15 protein-coding genes are annotated in these 15119 nt (G+C 45.0%); all 15 read left to right on the top strand.

The annotated features are described in order from the left end of the window. Positions 1–70 precede the first annotated feature (70 nt). The 15 genes from rpsB (at position 71) to rnhB (ending at position 15058) form a co-directional block, all read left to right on the top strand. The gene (rpsB, locus tag VEJY3_RS12105) at positions 71–799 is read left to right on the top strand and encodes a 30S ribosomal protein S2 (protein ID WP_014232764.1); all 729 of its coding nucleotides are present in this window, start codon (positions 71–73) and stop codon (positions 797–799) included. Positions 800–930: 131 nt separating this feature from the next. Continuing rightward, the gene (tsf, locus tag VEJY3_RS12100) at positions 931–1776 is read left to right on the top strand and encodes a translation elongation factor Ts (protein ID WP_014232763.1); all 846 of its coding nucleotides are present in this window, start codon (positions 931–933) and stop codon (positions 1774–1776) included. A 147-nt stretch (positions 1777–1923) separates the two neighbouring features. Further along, positions 1924–2655 (top strand): UMP kinase, encoded by a 732-nt coding sequence (gene pyrH / locus VEJY3_RS12095; protein WP_005494271.1) that lies wholly within the window; start codon positions 1924–1926, stop codon positions 2653–2655. Positions 2656–2750: 95 nt separating this feature from the next. Further along, the gene (gene frr / locus VEJY3_RS12090; protein WP_014232762.1) at positions 2751–3308 is read left to right on the top strand and encodes a ribosome recycling factor; all 558 of its coding nucleotides are present in this window, start codon (positions 2751–2753) and stop codon (positions 3306–3308) included. Between the two features lie 96 nt (positions 3309–3404). Next, positions 3405–4160, top strand: a complete 756-nt coding sequence (locus VEJY3_RS12085) for an isoprenyl transferase (protein ID WP_014232761.1) — start codon at positions 3405–3407, stop codon at positions 4158–4160. A 12-nt stretch (positions 4161–4172) separates the two neighbouring features. Continuing rightward, the gene (locus VEJY3_RS12080) at positions 4173–5015 is read left to right on the top strand and encodes a phosphatidate cytidylyltransferase (RefSeq protein ID WP_041170259.1); all 843 of its coding nucleotides are present in this window, start codon (positions 4173–4175) and stop codon (positions 5013–5015) included. A gap of 50 nt (positions 5016–5065) precedes the next feature. Beyond that, positions 5066–6271: a 1-deoxy-D-xylulose-5-phosphate reductoisomerase gene (gene ispC, locus VEJY3_RS12075; RefSeq protein WP_014232759.1), complete on the top strand. Its 1206-nt coding sequence runs from the start codon at positions 5066–5068 to the stop codon at positions 6269–6271. Further along, entirely contained in the window at positions 6271–7629 is a 1359-nt protein-coding gene (rseP, locus tag VEJY3_RS12070; RefSeq protein WP_014232758.1) for a sigma E protease regulator RseP, read from the top strand. Before ispC ends, rseP begins: the two co-directional genes overlap by 1 nt. A 43-nt stretch (positions 7630–7672) precedes the next feature. After that, positions 7673–10087, top strand: a complete 2415-nt coding sequence (gene bamA, locus VEJY3_RS12065; RefSeq protein WP_014232757.1) for an outer membrane protein assembly factor BamA — start codon at positions 7673–7675, stop codon at positions 10085–10087. A gap of 13 nt (positions 10088–10100) precedes the next feature. Then, positions 10101–10610, top strand: coding sequence for an OmpH family outer membrane protein (locus VEJY3_RS12060; protein WP_014232756.1), 510 nt, complete (start codon positions 10101–10103; stop codon positions 10608–10610). 6 nt (positions 10611–10616) lie between these two features. Beyond that, entirely contained in the window at positions 10617–11648 is a 1032-nt protein-coding gene (lpxD, locus tag VEJY3_RS12055) for a UDP-3-O-(3-hydroxymyristoyl)glucosamine N-acyltransferase (protein WP_014232755.1), read from the top strand. Positions 11649–11901: 253 nt separating this feature from the next. After that, positions 11902–12354, top strand: coding sequence for a 3-hydroxyacyl-ACP dehydratase FabZ (gene fabZ, locus VEJY3_RS12050; protein WP_014232754.1), 453 nt, complete (start codon positions 11902–11904; stop codon positions 12352–12354). A gap of 1 nt (position 12355) precedes the next feature. Beyond that, positions 12356–13144 (top strand): acyl-ACP--UDP-N-acetylglucosamine O-acyltransferase, encoded by a 789-nt coding sequence (gene lpxA, locus VEJY3_RS12045; protein WP_014232753.1) that lies wholly within the window; start codon positions 12356–12358, stop codon positions 13142–13144. A gap of 112 nt (positions 13145–13256) precedes the next feature. Beyond that, on the top strand, positions 13257–14396 hold the full coding sequence (lpxB, locus tag VEJY3_RS12040) for a lipid-A-disaccharide synthase (RefSeq protein WP_014232752.1): 1140 nt from the start codon (positions 13257–13259) through the stop codon (positions 14394–14396). Between the two features lie 8 nt (positions 14397–14404). Beyond that, positions 14405–15058: a ribonuclease HII gene (gene rnhB, locus VEJY3_RS12035; RefSeq protein ID WP_014232751.1), complete on the top strand. Its 654-nt coding sequence runs from the start codon at positions 14405–14407 to the stop codon at positions 15056–15058. Positions 15059–15119 lie beyond the last annotated feature (61 nt).

Raw genomic sequence — 15119 nt, 5'->3', positions numbered from 1 at the left:
GGGGTGCTGAGCAGAAGCTTGGTCGGAGTTATGGGGGATGTGGAGGCCTAACCCCATAGAGGATTTTAAAATGGCAACTGTATCAATGCGCGATATGCTGAAAGCTGGTGTTCACTTCGGTCACCAAACTCGTTACTGGAACCCAAAAATGAAGCCATTCATCTTTGGCGCTCGTAACCGCGTTCACATCATCAACCTAGAAAAAACTGTACCAATGTTCAACGACGCTCTAGCTGAAATTGCTAAAGTTGGCGAGAAAAAAGGTAAAGTTCTTTTCGTAGGTACTAAGCGCGCTGCATCTGAAGCTGTTAAAGAAGCTGCTATCGCAAGCAACCAGTACTACGTGAACAACCGTTGGTTGGGCGGTATGCTAACTAACTACAAAACTGTTCGTCAGTCTATCAAGCGTCTAAAAGACCTAGAGACTCAGTCTCAAGACGGTACTTTCGACAAGCTAACTAAGAAAGAAGCTCTAATGCGCACTCGTGAAATGGAGAAGCTAGAGAAATCTCTTGGTGGTATCAAAGATATGGGCGGCCTACCAGACGCTCTATTCGTAATCGACGCTGATCACGAGCACATTGCAATTAAAGAAGCTAACAACCTAGGTATTCCAGTATACGCTGTGGTAGATACTAACTCTAACCCAGACGGCGTTGACTACGTTATCCCAGGTAACGACGACGCGATCCGCGCAGTACAGCTATACCTAAACGCTGCTGCTTCAGCAGTAACTGAAGGTCGTAACAAAGACGTTGCTGTAGTTGCTGAAAAAGACGGTTTCGTAGAAGCTGAATAATAGCGGCTCTAGTCACACTTGGTCTATGTGAAACCTTTGTGTAGCATAAACTAAGTTATAGTTAGTAATGGGGGCCAACAATGTTAGGCCCCTGTTTTTTACCTTATTTCGAATCAAACGAGGAATACAGAATGGCAACTGTAACTGCTGCTCTAGTTAAAGAACTTCGCGAGCGCACAGGCGCTGGCATGATGGAATGTAAGAAAGCGCTTGTAGAAGCAAACGCAGACATCGAACTAGCAATTGAAAACATGCGTAAATCAGGCGCAGCGAAAGCAGCTAAGAAAGCTGGTAACGTTGCTGCTGAAGGCGCAATCATCATCAAAGAAGAAAACGGCGTTGCTGTTCTTCTTGAAGTTAACTGCCAAACTGACTTCGTTGCTAAAGACGGTAACTTCACTGCATTCGCAGACGAAGTTGCAGCTGCAGCTCTAGCTTCAAAAGCTACAGTTGAAGAACTACAAGCTCAATTCGAAGAAACTCGCGTAGCTCTAGTAGCTAAAATCGGTGAGAACATCAACATCCGTCGCGTACAGTACGTTGAAGGTGCTGCAATCGCTTCTTACCGTCACGGTGAGAAAATCGGTGTTGTTGTTGCTGGTGAAGGCGACGCAGAAACTCTTAAGCACGTTGCAATGCACGTTGCAGCTTCTAAGCCAGAGTACGTTAACCCAGAAGACGTACCAGCTGACGTAGTAGCTAAAGAGAAAGAAGTTCAAGTTGAAATCGCTATGAACGAAGGCAAGCCTGCTGAGATCGCAGAGAAGATGGTTGTTGGCCGCATGAAGAAATTCACTGGCGAAATCTCTCTAACTGGTCAAGCATTCATTATGGAACCTAAGAAAACTGTAGGTGAAATTCTGAAAGAAAAAGGCGCTTCAGTTGCTACATTCGTTCGCCTAGAAGTAGGTGAAGGTATCGAGAAAGCAGCAGAAATGAGCTTTGCTGAAGAAGTTGCTGCGGCTCAAAAAGGTTAATCCTTAGAGACTGCATAAAAATTAGACCGTAGCCTTGGCTGCGGTCTTTTTATGAGCAGTAGACGATTTGCCGTGATGAATAGCTATAAGCAAGCTTGTGGCTATCCATGACTGTTAATCAACAACTCTCTTGTTAAGGTAAACTCCATGACTACGAACCCTAAACCAGCGTATCAACGTATTCTATTAAAACTGAGTGGTGAAGCTCTTCAAGGTGAAGACGGTTTTGGTATTGATCCAGCGATCCTTGATCGTATGGCGCAAGAAGTTAAAGAACTTGTTGAACTAGGTGTTCAGGTTGGTGTAGTTATCGGTGGCGGTAACCTGTTCCGTGGTGCTGGTCTTGCAGAAGCTGGCATGAACCGTGTAGTGGGCGACCACATGGGTATGCTTGCTACAGTAATGAACGGCCTTGCAATGCGTGATGCTCTGCACCGTGCATACGTAAACGCGCGTGTAATGTCTGCAATTCCTCTTAAAGGCGTATGTGACGACTATAATTGGGCTGACGCGATTCGTGAACTTCGTCAAGGCCGCGTTGTTATCTTCTCTGCAGGTACAGGTAACCCATTCTTTACAACGGATTCAGCAGCGTGTCTACGTGGTATCGAAATTGAAGCAGACGTAGTTCTAAAAGCGACAAAAGTTGATGGTGTATTTACTGCTGACCCAGTAGCAAACCCAGACGCAGAGCTGTATGATAAGCTATCTTACGCAGAAGTTCTGGATAAAGAGCTTAAAGTAATGGATTTGGCTGCGTTCACACTTGCTCGTGACCACAAAATGCCTATCCGCGTATTTAACATGAACAAGCCAGGCGCACTACGTCGCGTGGTGATGGGTGAAGAAGAAGGCACGCTGATCAACTCTGACGCATAATTCTAGACGCCATCCAAGAAGTGTTGGATGGCGTATCGCTTTGCTCAACCCTTTTAAGCTTTCTTCAGGAAAGATGACATTTTTAAGGTGAAACCGTGATTAACGAAATCAAAAAAGACGCTCAAGAGCGCATGGACAAAAGCGTTGAAGCGCTAAAGAACAACCTTTCTAAAGTTCGTACTGGTCGTGCACACCCAAGCCTACTATCTGGTATCTCTGTTGAGTACTACGGTGCTGCTACTCCTCTTAATCAAATTGCGAACGTTGTAGCTGAAGACGCACGTACTCTAGCAATCACAGTTTTCGACAAAGAGCTAACTCAAAAAGTTGAAAAAGCGATCATGATGTCTGACCTTGGTCTAAACCCAATGTCTGCTGGTACTATCATTCGCGTTCCACTTCCACCGCTAACAGAAGAGCGTCGTAAAGACCTTGTTAAGATCGTTCGTGGTGAAGCTGAAGGTGGTCGTGTTGCAGTACGTAACATCCGTCGTGACGCAAACAATGATCTTAAAGCGCTTCTAAAAGATAAAGAAATCTCTGAAGACGAAGATCGTAAAGCACAAGACGAGATCCAAAAACTGACTGACGTAGCAGTTAAGAAGATCGACGAAGTTCTTGCTGCAAAAGAAAAAGAGTTGATGGAAGTTTAATACTCCCACCTACATCACTGTTGGAAAACGCTGTGCTCACAGCTCAGCGTTTTTTTATGTTAGTCTGTCCAACTGATGGAACTCAATTAACTCCTTATGCAAAATTCTCAAGCCTTCTCTGACTCCCTTCCTAAACATATTGCCATCATAATGGACGGTAATGGTCGTTGGGCTAAGTCCAAAGGAAAACCTCGTGTATTCGGCCACAAAAAAGGCGTAAGTGCGGTTCGTAAGACGGTCGCAGCGGCTTCTCGGCTTGGTATAAAATCCATGACGTTATTTGCTTTCAGCAGCGAAAACTGGCGTCGTCCCGAGGAAGAAGTTGGCCTATTGATGGAGCTGTTTATCTCAGTTCTGTCCAGTGAAGTAAAAAAATTACATAAAAACAACTTACAGTTGCGAGTGATCGGTGATACCAGCCGGTTTAGCGAGCGCCTGCAAAAGAAGATTATCGAAGCAGAAAAGCTAACGGCAGAAAACACTGGTATGGTGATCAACATTGCAGCCAATTATGGCGGCAAATGGGATATCACACAGGCAACCAAAGCGTTAGCACAAAAAGCACGTAATGGTGAAATACGTGTAGAGGATATAAATGAGCAATTAATCACCGAGCATTTGACCATGGCAGACTTACCTGAGGTGGATCTTCTTATCCGCACCAGTGGTGAGTGCCGCATTAGCAACTTCATGTTGTGGCAAATGGCATATGCTGAGATGTACTTTACACCAGAATACTGGCCAGAATTCGATGAAGACAGTCTGGTCGAAGCAGTAACCTGGTTTATTAACCGAGAGCGCCGTTTTGGCTGCACTGGTGAACAAGTAAAGGCATTGATGGCAGCTCAATAAGGACTAATTAGTTTGAAACAGAGAATAATAACGGCACTAATTTTAGCTCCCCTGGTTATTTTAGGCATTTTTAAGTTACCCCTGATGGGTTTTATCATCGCATTGACAGCGATAACCTTGTTAGGATTTTGGGAGTGGACCCAGTTTACAGGCAGTCGTTCTAGAATTGCAGCGCTTATTCCGGCTGCAATTGTTACCGGACTCAGTTTTTTTTACATCTCACCTGAGGCAAATAGTCTCAATCACTTATCAACGCCGCACTATGTTATGCTTGGACTTGGTTTCGTATGGTGGATTATTGCCAGCTTAATGGCGATCACCTACCCAAAAACCACTAAAACTTGGCAGAGTAGCCTTGTTCTAAGGCACATTTTTGGCTTCCTGACGTTAATTCCTTTTCTTTGGAGCGTCATTATCCTGAGAGCTTCCGATATCACGGTAGATCCATACCACGGCGCAAAGCTGGTTCTTTTCGTTTGTTTCTTGGTATGGGCTGCAGACAGCGGAGCTTACTTTGCTGGTAAAAGTATGGGTAAGCGCAAAATGGCGCCAAATGTTAGTCCAAATAAGACCATCGAGGGCTTAATTGGAGGCATCATTGCTGCTCTGCTCGTTGGTTGGTTATTCGCTGACTGGTTTGATATTCATTTCACGAGTTCAGTTCATATGGTGATCATCACGCTTATCACGGTTGTCATTTCCGTGCTTGGCGACTTGGTTGAAAGTATGTTCAAACGCGTCTCAGGCATTAAAGACAGCAGTAATATAATTCCAGGACATGGCGGCGTGCTTGATCGCATCGATAGCCTAACCGCTGCATTTCCCGTCTTTGCTCTTCTTTACTACGTATTCTAATTTATCGGGAGCGGCTTTACGCTCCTGAGTTTTTATAACGGTCTTACAACATGCAAAAGTTAACGATTCTTGGTGCAACAGGTTCAATAGGTGCAAGCACACTTAAAGTGGTCGAACAGAATCCAGAGCTATTTTCTGTCGTAGCACTTGCAGCCGGTACTAACGTTGAAAAGATGGTGGCACTTTGTCGTAAATGGCAGCCTAAATACGCTGTTATGGCGGATAAGTCTGCGGCCACTGCACTGAAGTCTGAACTCGATTCTTTAGCTCCGGGTACAGAGGTACTTGGTGGTGTTGACGCTCTTTGTCATGTTGCTTCATTAGATGAAGTCGATAGCGTAATGGCGGCGATTGTTGGTGCTGCTGGTTTATTGCCTACGATGGCCGCGGTAAAAGCAGGTAAACGAGTGCTACTGGCGAACAAAGAAGCATTGGTCATGTCAGGGCAGCTATTCATTGATGCGGTTGAGCAGTATGGCGCAGAGTTGTTGCCTGTCGATAGCGAGCACAATGCTATTTTCCAGTGTCTTCCAGAGCAAGTTCAAACCAGTTTAGGTCGATGTCATCTAGATGTGCATGGAATTTCTCATATTTTACTGACAGGCTCTGGTGGGCCATTCCGTTATACTGACATTGCTGAGTTAGAAAAAGTTACGCCAGCACAGGCTATTGCACACCCTAATTGGTCAATGGGGCCAAAAATCTCGGTTGACTCTGCGACAATGATGAACAAAGGCTTAGAGTACATCGAAGCGAAATGGCTATTTAACGCCTCACGCGAGCAGTTAAAAGTAATTATTCATCCGCAGTCAGTGATTCATTCTATGGTGCAATATCGCGATGGTTCTGTTTTGGCTCAAATGGGTGAGCCAGATATGGCAACGCCAATTGCGCTGACCATGTCTTACCCGTCTCGCGTGCATGCAGGGGTTAAACCGCTGGATTTCACTCAGGTTGGTGAGCTGACTTTCTTGCAGCCTGACTTTGCGCGATACCCATGTTTGAAACTGGCGATTGATGCGTGTTACGAAGGTCAACATGCGACGACGGCACTTAATGCAGCGAATGAAGTCGCTGTTGATGCATTTCTAAATAATCGCCTTGGTTTTACTGACATAGCTCGCATCAATGGGGCTGTGTTGAATAAAATCAGTGCAAGCTGCAAAGCTGAGAATGTGAATAGCTTGGAAAGCTTGTTAGAGCTAGATAGAATGGCTAGAACTATCGCCCTTGAATTGATACGCGAGCGTGGCTAATGACTGGTATTTTGTGGAATCTCGTTTCTTTTATCGTTGCACTTGGCATCCTTGTGGCTGTGCACGAGTTTGGTCACTTTTGGGTTGCGCGTCGTTGCGGCGTTAAAGTTGAAAAGTTTTCAATCGGTTTTGGTAAGTCAATCTGGAAAAAGATGGGCAAAGACGGAACCGAATACAGCATCTCAATGATCCCTCTTGGCGGCTATGTCAAAATGGTGGATAGCCGCGTTGATGACGTTCCCCAACATGAAAAGCACTTAGCTTTTGATCAAAAGCCGCTTTGGAAGCGCACCTCGATTGTGGCTGCTGGTCCCATCTTTAACTTCTTATTTGCTATCTTTGCTTATTGGCTGGTTTTCCTCATTGGTGTACCTGCAGTTAAGCCTGTAGTGGGTGATGTTATGCCCAATTCGATTGTTGCTGAGGCAGGAATTGAATCTGGGATGGAACTAAAAGCAATCTCTGGTATCAAAACTCCGGACTGGGAATCAGTAAATATGGGATTGATTTCCCATATTGGTGATGATTTGATGACAGTTACCGTGGAAGCAAATGATGAAATCGGCTCTGAGGTGACAAAGACGCTCGACCTTCGTGATTGGAAATTTGATCCGGAAACAGAGTCTGCGATGCACTCTCTAGGCTTTGAACCGTATACACCGGAAATTTATACAACGATCCAGCAAGTTACAGAAGGTGGTGCTGCGGAGCTAGCCGGAGTAATGCCAGGAGACGAAATTGTTTCGATTGCTGGTAAGACGGTGGCCGTTTGGGATGATGTGGTAGAAGCAGTTCGCTCTAACCCAAATACACCAATCGAGTTGACCGTTCTACGTGACGGTTATCATCAGACATTAACGTTGACTCCAGGCAGTCGTGAGCTGGCTAACAAAGACGTCATTGGCTTCGCGGGCATCGCCCCTGAAGTCGCAGAATGGCCCGAAAGTTATCGCTTCGATTTACAGTTTGGTGTATTCGAATCAATTGGCAAAGCGATTGATAAAACGGGTCAAGTTGTCGGACTGACAGTCAGTATGCTCAAGAAACTGATTGTCGGCGACGTTGGCCTGAATAATCTGAGTGGCCCTATTTCGATTGCGAAAGGGGCAGGGGCGACGGCAGACTATGGTCTGGTCTATTTTTTAGGTTTTCTCGCTCTAATTAGTGTTAACCTAGGTATTATTAACCTCGTACCTTTACCAATGTTGGATGGCGGTCATTTGTTGTTTTTTGCAATTGAAGCGGTTATTCGACGCCCAGTTCCAGAAAGAATACAGGAAATGGGATACCGAATTGGTGGTGCGATCATCTTCTCGCTCATGGCGTTAGCGCTATTTAATGATTTTACTCGTCTGTGAGAGTTCAGAGACAAAGCAGTAGCAAGGAATAATTAGAACAAGTATGGCGATTAAGCGAATTCTATTTGCAAGTTTACTGGCGACCAGTGTGTCTGCAAATGGAGCAGAGAACTTCGTAGTTCAAGATATTGAAATCGATGGATTGCAGCGTGTTGCACTAGGTGCTGCGTTGCTGAAAATGCCTGTCCGCGTCGGTGATACCATTGGCCAAGGCGATGTTGCAGAAATTATCCGCGCACTGTACGCATCTGGTAACTTTGAAGATGTGAGAGTACTGCGTGATGGTGAGGTGCTTGTTGTTCAAGTAAAAGAGCGTCCGACCATTGCTAGCATCTCATTTTCAGGCAACAAAGCAATCAAGGACGAGCAGCTACAAGAAAACCTGAACGCATCAGGTATTCGTGAAGGCGAAGCGCTTGACCGTACAACGCTGAGCAATATCGAAAAAGGCTTGGAAGACTTTTACTACAGTGTGGGTAAATATAACGCGACAGTAAAAGCGGTCGTTACTCCATTGCCACGTAACCGTTCCGATCTGAAGTTTGTCTTCACCGAAGGTGTATCGGCAAAAATTCAGCAAATCAACTTTATTGGTAATGAAGTCTTTTCTGACGAAGAACTATTGTCCCGTTTCAACTTGAATGTTGACGTGCCTTGGTGGAATTTCCTAGCTGATGAAAAATACCAAAAGCAGGTACTTGCTGGTGATATCGAAGCGCTGAAGTCTTTCTATCTTGATCGTGGTTACCTGAAATTTAACGTTGATTCAACACAGGTAGCAATCTCTCCTGACAAGAAAGGGGTATACATTACTCTTGGCTTGGAAGAGGGAGAGGTGTACACCGTTAAGGACGTAAAATTCCGCGGTGACCTTGTAGGTGAACAAGATGCGTTCGAAAGCATGGTGCCATTTGACAGCAACGAAACTTACAATGGTTCGCTTGTCACTTCGATGGAAGAAGGCGTTAAGCGCGTTTTAGGTGAGTCTGGTTATGCGTATCCGCAGGTAAATACCATTCCTGAATTTGATGATGAAAACAAAGAAGTTTCATTGGTCGTAAACGTTGACCCGGGTAACCGAATTTACGTTCGTGATATCCGCTTTACGGGTAACAACGCGACAAAAGATGAAGTGCTTCGTCGTGAGATGCGTCAGATGGAAGGCAGCTGGTTGAATTCTAAGTCGATTGAAACGGGTAAAACTCGTCTTAACCGTCTTGGCTACTTTGAAAATGTTGAAGTACAAACCGTTCGTGTTCCAGGAAGTGATGATCAGGTAGATCTTGTTTACTCAGTGAAAGAAGCGAACTCAGGTAGTGTCAACTTTGGTGTTGGCTACGGTACTGAATCTGGTGTCAGCTTCCAGGTTGGTCTACAGCAGGACAACTTCTTAGGCAGTGGTAATCGCGTTGGTATTAATGCAATGATGAACGATTACCAAAAGAACATCAGCTTAGATTACCGCGACCCATACTGGAACCTCGATGGGGTAAGTTTGGGTGGTAAGATCTTCTACGATGAGTTTGAAGCCTCTGAAGCGGGTATTGTTGACTACACCAACCAAAGTTACGGTGGTAGCCTGACATGGGGTTTCCCATTCGATGAGCTAAACCGCTTTGAGTTTGGTGTTGGCTACACCCACAACAAGATCGGTAACTTATCGCCTTACTTACAGGTAGAGCAGTTCTTGCGTGCGCAAGCGGACAATATTGATTCAGATGGTTCATTGAACACTAACGATTTTGACATCAATATCTCCTGGACACGCAATAACCTGAACCGTGGTTACTTCCCGACGGCAGGTAATCACCAACGCGCGTTTTACAAAATGACGGTACCTGGCTCTGACGTTCAGTACTTCAAAATGCAGTACGATGTTCGTCAATACATGCCTTTGACCGAAAAACACGAGTTCACGCTCTTGTTCCGTGGTCGTCTAGGTTATGGTAATGGCTACGGTGAAACGAATGGTAACGATAACTTGTTCCCATTCTACGAAAACTACTACGCAGGTGGCTTTACATCGCTACGTGGTTTCGGCTCCAACTCGGTTGGTCCTAAAGCGGTATACCGTGATTACTCGGGCTCAAACAATGGTGCTGATACGGCAACAGACGATGCTGTAGGTGGTAACGCCGTCGCATTGGCAAGCCTGGAACTTATCGTTCCAACGCCGTTCGCATCGGATGAAGTTCGTAATCAAATTCGTACCAGTATCTTCTTCGATATGGCAAGTGTCTGGGATACGGAATTTGACTACCGCGACTCTGGTGCGGAGTATGGTGATAAATACTATTACGACTACTCAGATCCAACCAATTACCGCTCATCTTATGGTGCGGCGTTGCAATGGATGTCTCCAATGGGGCCTCTAGTATTCTCACTAGCGAAACCAATTAAGAAATATGATGGCGATGATGAAGAATTCTTCACCTTCACTATCGGTCGAACCTTCTAAAGAGGAAAATATTTTGAATAAAATGATCAAAGCGGCTGGGATTGGCCTTCTTGTACTTAGCTCATCAATGTTTGCAAACGCGGCAGAAGCGGCACAAAAAATTGCATACGTGAATACCGCTCAAGTTTTTCAAGCACTTCCTCAGCGTGAAGTTGTTTTGCAAAAAATGCAGAAAGACTTTAAAGGTAAAGCCGACGAACTTAAGAAAATTCAATCTCAAGCAAAAACAAAGATTGAAAAGCTACAGCGTGATGGCGAGCTTCTAGGTCAGGACGAGATTGAAAAGCTACGTATCGATATCGCAAAGCTAGACAGTGAGTACAAAGTAAAAGCGCAAGCACTAGATAAAGCAAGCGCTCGTCGTGAAGCGGAAGAAAAAGCGAAGCTGTTTAAAACGATTCAAGATGCCGTGACAAAAGTTGCTAAGAACAAAGGTTACGATCTCGTTATTGATATCTCTGCACTTCAATACGGTAAGCCAGAATACAACATCTCTGAAGACGTAATTAAAGCTCTAAAATAAGAAGTTATGAAGACATTAACATTAGCCGAGTTGGCAACAATTACTGGTGGCGAATTATTTGGTGATGACACGCTTGTTGTTAGCCGTGTCGCTCCAATGGATAAAGCACGAGAAGGTGATGTAACCTTTTTGTCTAACCCAAAGTATGCAAAGCACTTATCTGAGTGCCAAGCAACGGTTGTGATGGTAAAAGCAGAGCATAAAGACAAATGTTCAGGTAATGCACTTGTTGTTGCGGATCCTTACGTTGCTTTTGCGCACGTTGTTCAGGCAATGGACACAACCCCACAACCTGCACAAGATATTGCGCCAAGTGCCGTGATCGCATCTGACGTTAAGATGGGTGATAACGTTGCAATTGGGGCAAACGCTGTCATTGAAACGGGTGCAGAACTTGGCGACAACGTGATTGTTGGCGCAGGTTGCTTTATCGGTAAAAATGCCAAGCTGGGTAGTAACACCAAGCTTTGGGCTAATGTGACTATCTATCATGAAGTTTCTCTGGGCGATGATTGTTTGGTTCAATCAGGCACAGTGATCGGCTCTGACGGTTTTGGTTATGCGAATGACAAAGGCGAGTGGATTAAAATCCCTCAACTTGGCTCTGTGCGTATCGGAAACCGTGTTGAGATCGGCGCATGTACGACAATTGACCGTGGTGCATTAGAAGATACGGTTATTGAAGACAACGTGATTCTTGATAACCAGCTTCAAATCGCGCACAACGTTCACATCGGATATGGTACCGTGATGCCTGGTGGTACTATTGTGGCGGGCAGTACTACAATTGGTAAGTACTGTCAGATCGGCGGCGCGTCGGTTCTTAATGGCCACATCACCATTGCAGATGGTGTCGCTATCACCGGTATGAGCATGGTCATGCGCAGTATCGAAGAAAAAGGCCTTTATTCATCGGGTATTCCACTACAGACGAACAAAGAATGGCGTAAAACCGCAACTCGAGTTCACCGTATTGATGAAATGAATAAACGCTTGAAAGCCGTTGAGAAACTGCTAGAGCCAAAAGAAGAATCTTAGTTCCATATTCTGAGCAAAGACTCGCGAAATGCGAGTCTTTTTCTTCTATAATGACGCGCTATTAGTATATTGAATATCAATCACAGTAAGTAAGTGGTCAAAAATAGCGTATTAACAAGCTAGAATGAACAGCTGTTTACTACGATTGATATAACATCAAGCTGGTATACACTTTGCAGGCATTTTAATTTTTTGCGGCTATTGCCGCTGCCTTGCCATCTTGGTTATAGAGAATTTATATAGGAATACGACTTTGACTACTGAAAAGAAAACGATGAACATCTCTGAGATTCAAGAGCTTTTACCTCATCGCTACCCATTCTTATTGATCGACCGTGTGACTGACTTCCAAGAAGAGAAATACCTTCACGCGCTTAAAAATGTGTCGGTTAACGAACCTCAGTTCACAGGTCACTTTCCTCAACTACCCGTATTCCCAGGTGTTTTGATTCTTGAAGCGATGGCTCAGGCTACGGGTCTATTAGCATTTAAATCATTTGGTGCACCAACAGAGAATGAACTGTACTACTTTGCTAGTGTAGATGGCGCGAAATTCCGCAAACCAGTCGTTCCAGGTGACCAGTTGGTGATTGAAGTTGAATTTCTGAAAGAGCGCCGTGGTATTGCTGCATTTCGTGGTGTAGCGAAAGTAGACGGCGAAGTAGTATGTTCAGCTGAGCTGAAGTGTGCTCGTCGAGAGTTTTAATATGATTCATGAAACCGCTAAAATCCACCCGGCAGCGGTGGTAGAAGAAGGTGCCAAAATTGGCGCTAATGTGACCGTCGGGCCATTCACCTACATTACCTCAACGGTAGAAATTGGTGAAGGCACAGAAGTCATGTCTCACGTTGTAATCAAAGGTCATACCAAAATTGGTAAAGATAACCGTATATTCCCGCACGCTGTCATTGGTGAAGAAAACCAGGACAAGAAATACGGCGGCGAAGAGACAACAGTGGTTATCGGTGACCGAAATGTGATTCGCGAAGCGGTTCAGGTTCATCGTGGTACTGTTCAAGATAAAGCAACCACAGTGATCGGAGACGATAACCTTCTGTGTGTGAATGCTCATATTGCGCACGACGTTGTTGTAGGAAATCACACTCACATCGGTAACAACTCGATTCTGGGTGGCCACGTGACGGTAGATGACTACGCTGGCGTAATGGCGCTTTCTGCGATTCACCCATTCTGTACAGTCGGCGCTTATGCTTATGTTGGTGGTTGTTCTGCGGTTGTTCAGGACGTTCCAGCGTATGTGCTTGCGCAAGGTAACCACGCTACGCCATTTGGCTTGAACTTAGTTGGGCTAAAGCGTAACGGTTTCGAGAAGCCAGAAATTCGTGCTCTTCAAAAGGCGTACAAAGAAATTTACCGTTCAGGTAAAACTCTGGAAGAAGTGAAGCCAGTTTTGGCTGAAATGGCACAAGAGTTTCCTGCAGTGAAGCGTTTCTCTGACATTCTGGAAACCACGGAACGTGGTATCATTCGTTAATTCACGGATGTTCAAATAAATTGAAAAGATCGCGCCCCTAATTGGGCTGCGATCTTTTTGTGTTTTATGGATAGGGAATTACCTTATCCATAGTACATAGAGCGGGAACGATATGGAAAAACCATTACGTATTGGCATCATTGCCGGAGAACTTTCTGGTGACACTCTGGGCGAAGGCTTTATTAAAGCTGTGAAAGCGCAGTATCCAAACGCCGAGTTTGTCGGTATTGGTGGTCCTAAAATGATTGCCCAAGGCTGTGAATCCCTCTTCGATATGGAAGAGTTGGCTGTAATGGGTTTGGTTGAAGTCCTGGGACGCTTGCCTCGCTTACTAAAAGTGAAAGCAGAATTAGTGAAGTACTTCACTGAAAATCCACCAGACGTCTTTATCGGTATTGATGCACCGGATTTCAACTTACGACTTGAGTTGGATCTGAAACAAGCGGGCATTAAAACGGTTCATTATGTCAGCCCTTCTGTTTGGGCCTGGCGTCAAAAGCGTATTTTTAAGATTGAAGCCGCGACGAATCTGGTTTTGGCCTTTCTTCCGTTCGAAAAAGCGTTTTACGATAAGTTTAATGTGCCATGTGAATTCATTGGTCACACGCTGGCCGACGCCATTCCGCTGCGCTCAGAGCAAGCACCGGCAAGAGAGTTACTTGGTTTAGATCAAGATAAAAAATGGTTGGCCGTATTGCCAGGTAGCCGTGGTAGTGAATTAAAAATGCTATCACAGCCGTTTATTGAAACCTGTAAATTACTGCATCAGAAATACCCGGATTTAGGGTTTGTGGTGGCTCTGGTCAACCAAAAACGTCGTGAGCAGTTTGAGCAAGCTTGGAAAGAGCATGCGCCTGAGCTGAATTTTACGCTGGTGGATGATACTGCACGTAACGTGATAACTGCTTCAGATGCGGTCATGTTGGCATCAGGCACCGTTGCATTGGAGTGCATGCTGCTAAAACGCCCAATGGTGGTTGGTTATCGTGTTAATGCGTTAACGGCATTTTTAGCTAAACGTCTGCTGAAGACCAAGTATGTGTCATTACCTAACATCCTTGCTGATGACGAACTGGTAAAAGAATATTTACAGGATGAATGCACGCCAGAGAACCTGTTCGAAGAAGTCTCTCGTCTATTGGAAAGCGATAATAGAGAAATGATCGACAAGTTTACTGAAATGCATTACTGGATCCGCAAAGATGCAGATCAACAAGCCGCAAGCGCGGTATTAGAACTGATTAAGAAATAGAGAACCACATGGTTGCGAAAGCTAAGTCCACCAAAACCAAGACGACAAAAACAAAGGTCGAATTACCACCGTTTGAAATGCCACAAGGCTATCAGCTTATCGCTGGTGTCGACGAAGTAGGGCGTGGCCCTTTAGTCGGGGATGTCGTGACCGCCGCGGTTATTTTAGATCCGAGTAACCCGATCGAAGGGTTAAATGACTCCAAAAAGCTTAGCGAGAAAAAGCGCTTAGCTTTGCTTCCGGAAATCAAAGAAAAAGCGCTCGCTTGGGCGGTGGGTCGTTGTTCGCCACAAGAAATTGATGAGTTAAATATTCTTCAAGCGACTATGGTGGCAATGCAACGTGCGATTGCTGGCTTAAATGTTCAGCCAGATCTTGTGCTTATTGATGGCAACCGTTGTCCTGAGTTGCCAATGGATGCACAAGCGGTGGTCAAAGGTGACCTGCGAGTCGCTGAGATTAGCGCTGCGTCTATCATTGCTAAAGTCGTACGTGATACAGAAATGGAAGAGCTCGACAAACAATACCCTCAATTTGGCTTTGCAAAGCACAAAGGGTATCCAACTAAAGCGCACTTTGATGCAATAGAACAACATGGTGTGATTGATGAACATCGCAAGAGCTTCAAGCCGGTAAAGAGAGCACTCGGCATAGAATGCTAAATTAATTGGATGGGTGTTATAAACCCGACTCCCTTTAGGTTAGAATCCCAAACAAAATAGA

Origin of the sequence: Vibrio sp. EJY3 (assembly GCF_000241385.1) — a bacterium.
GTDB lineage: Bacteria > Pseudomonadota > Gammaproteobacteria > Enterobacterales > Vibrionaceae > Vibrio > Vibrio natriegens.
The sequence above is the reverse complement of the archived record's forward strand: the minus strand, read 5'-3'. Positions and strand labels throughout refer to the sequence as shown.

Bases quoted from the DNA above. Each gene is read 5' to 3' on its own strand.
- rpsB (WP_014232764.1), top strand. From the start codon at position 71: ATGGCAACTGTATCAATGCGCGATATGCTGAAAGCTGGTGTTCACTTC.
- tsf (WP_014232763.1), top strand. From the start codon at position 931: ATGGCAACTGTAACTGCTGCTCTAGTTAAAGAACTTCGCGAGCGCACA.
- pyrH (WP_005494271.1), top strand. From the start codon at position 1,924: ATGACTACGAACCCTAAACCAGCGTATCAACGTATTCTATTAAAACTG.
- VEJY3_RS12085 (WP_014232761.1), top strand. From the start codon at position 3,405: ATGCAAAATTCTCAAGCCTTCTCTGACTCCCTTCCTAAACATATTGCC.
- ispC (WP_014232759.1), top strand. From the start codon at position 5,066: ATGCAAAAGTTAACGATTCTTGGTGCAACAGGTTCAATAGGTGCAAGC.
- rseP (WP_014232758.1), top strand. From the start codon at position 6,271: ATGACTGGTATTTTGTGGAATCTCGTTTCTTTTATCGTTGCACTTGGC.
- bamA (WP_014232757.1), top strand. From the start codon at position 7,673: ATGGCGATTAAGCGAATTCTATTTGCAAGTTTACTGGCGACCAGTGTG.
- lpxD (WP_014232755.1), top strand. From the start codon at position 10,617: ATGAAGACATTAACATTAGCCGAGTTGGCAACAATTACTGGTGGCGAA.
- lpxA (WP_014232753.1), top strand. From the start codon at position 12,356: ATGATTCATGAAACCGCTAAAATCCACCCGGCAGCGGTGGTAGAAGAA.
- lpxB (WP_014232752.1), top strand. From the start codon at position 13,257: ATGGAAAAACCATTACGTATTGGCATCATTGCCGGAGAACTTTCTGGT.
- rnhB (WP_014232751.1), top strand. From the start codon at position 14,405: ATGGTTGCGAAAGCTAAGTCCACCAAAACCAAGACGACAAAAACAAAG.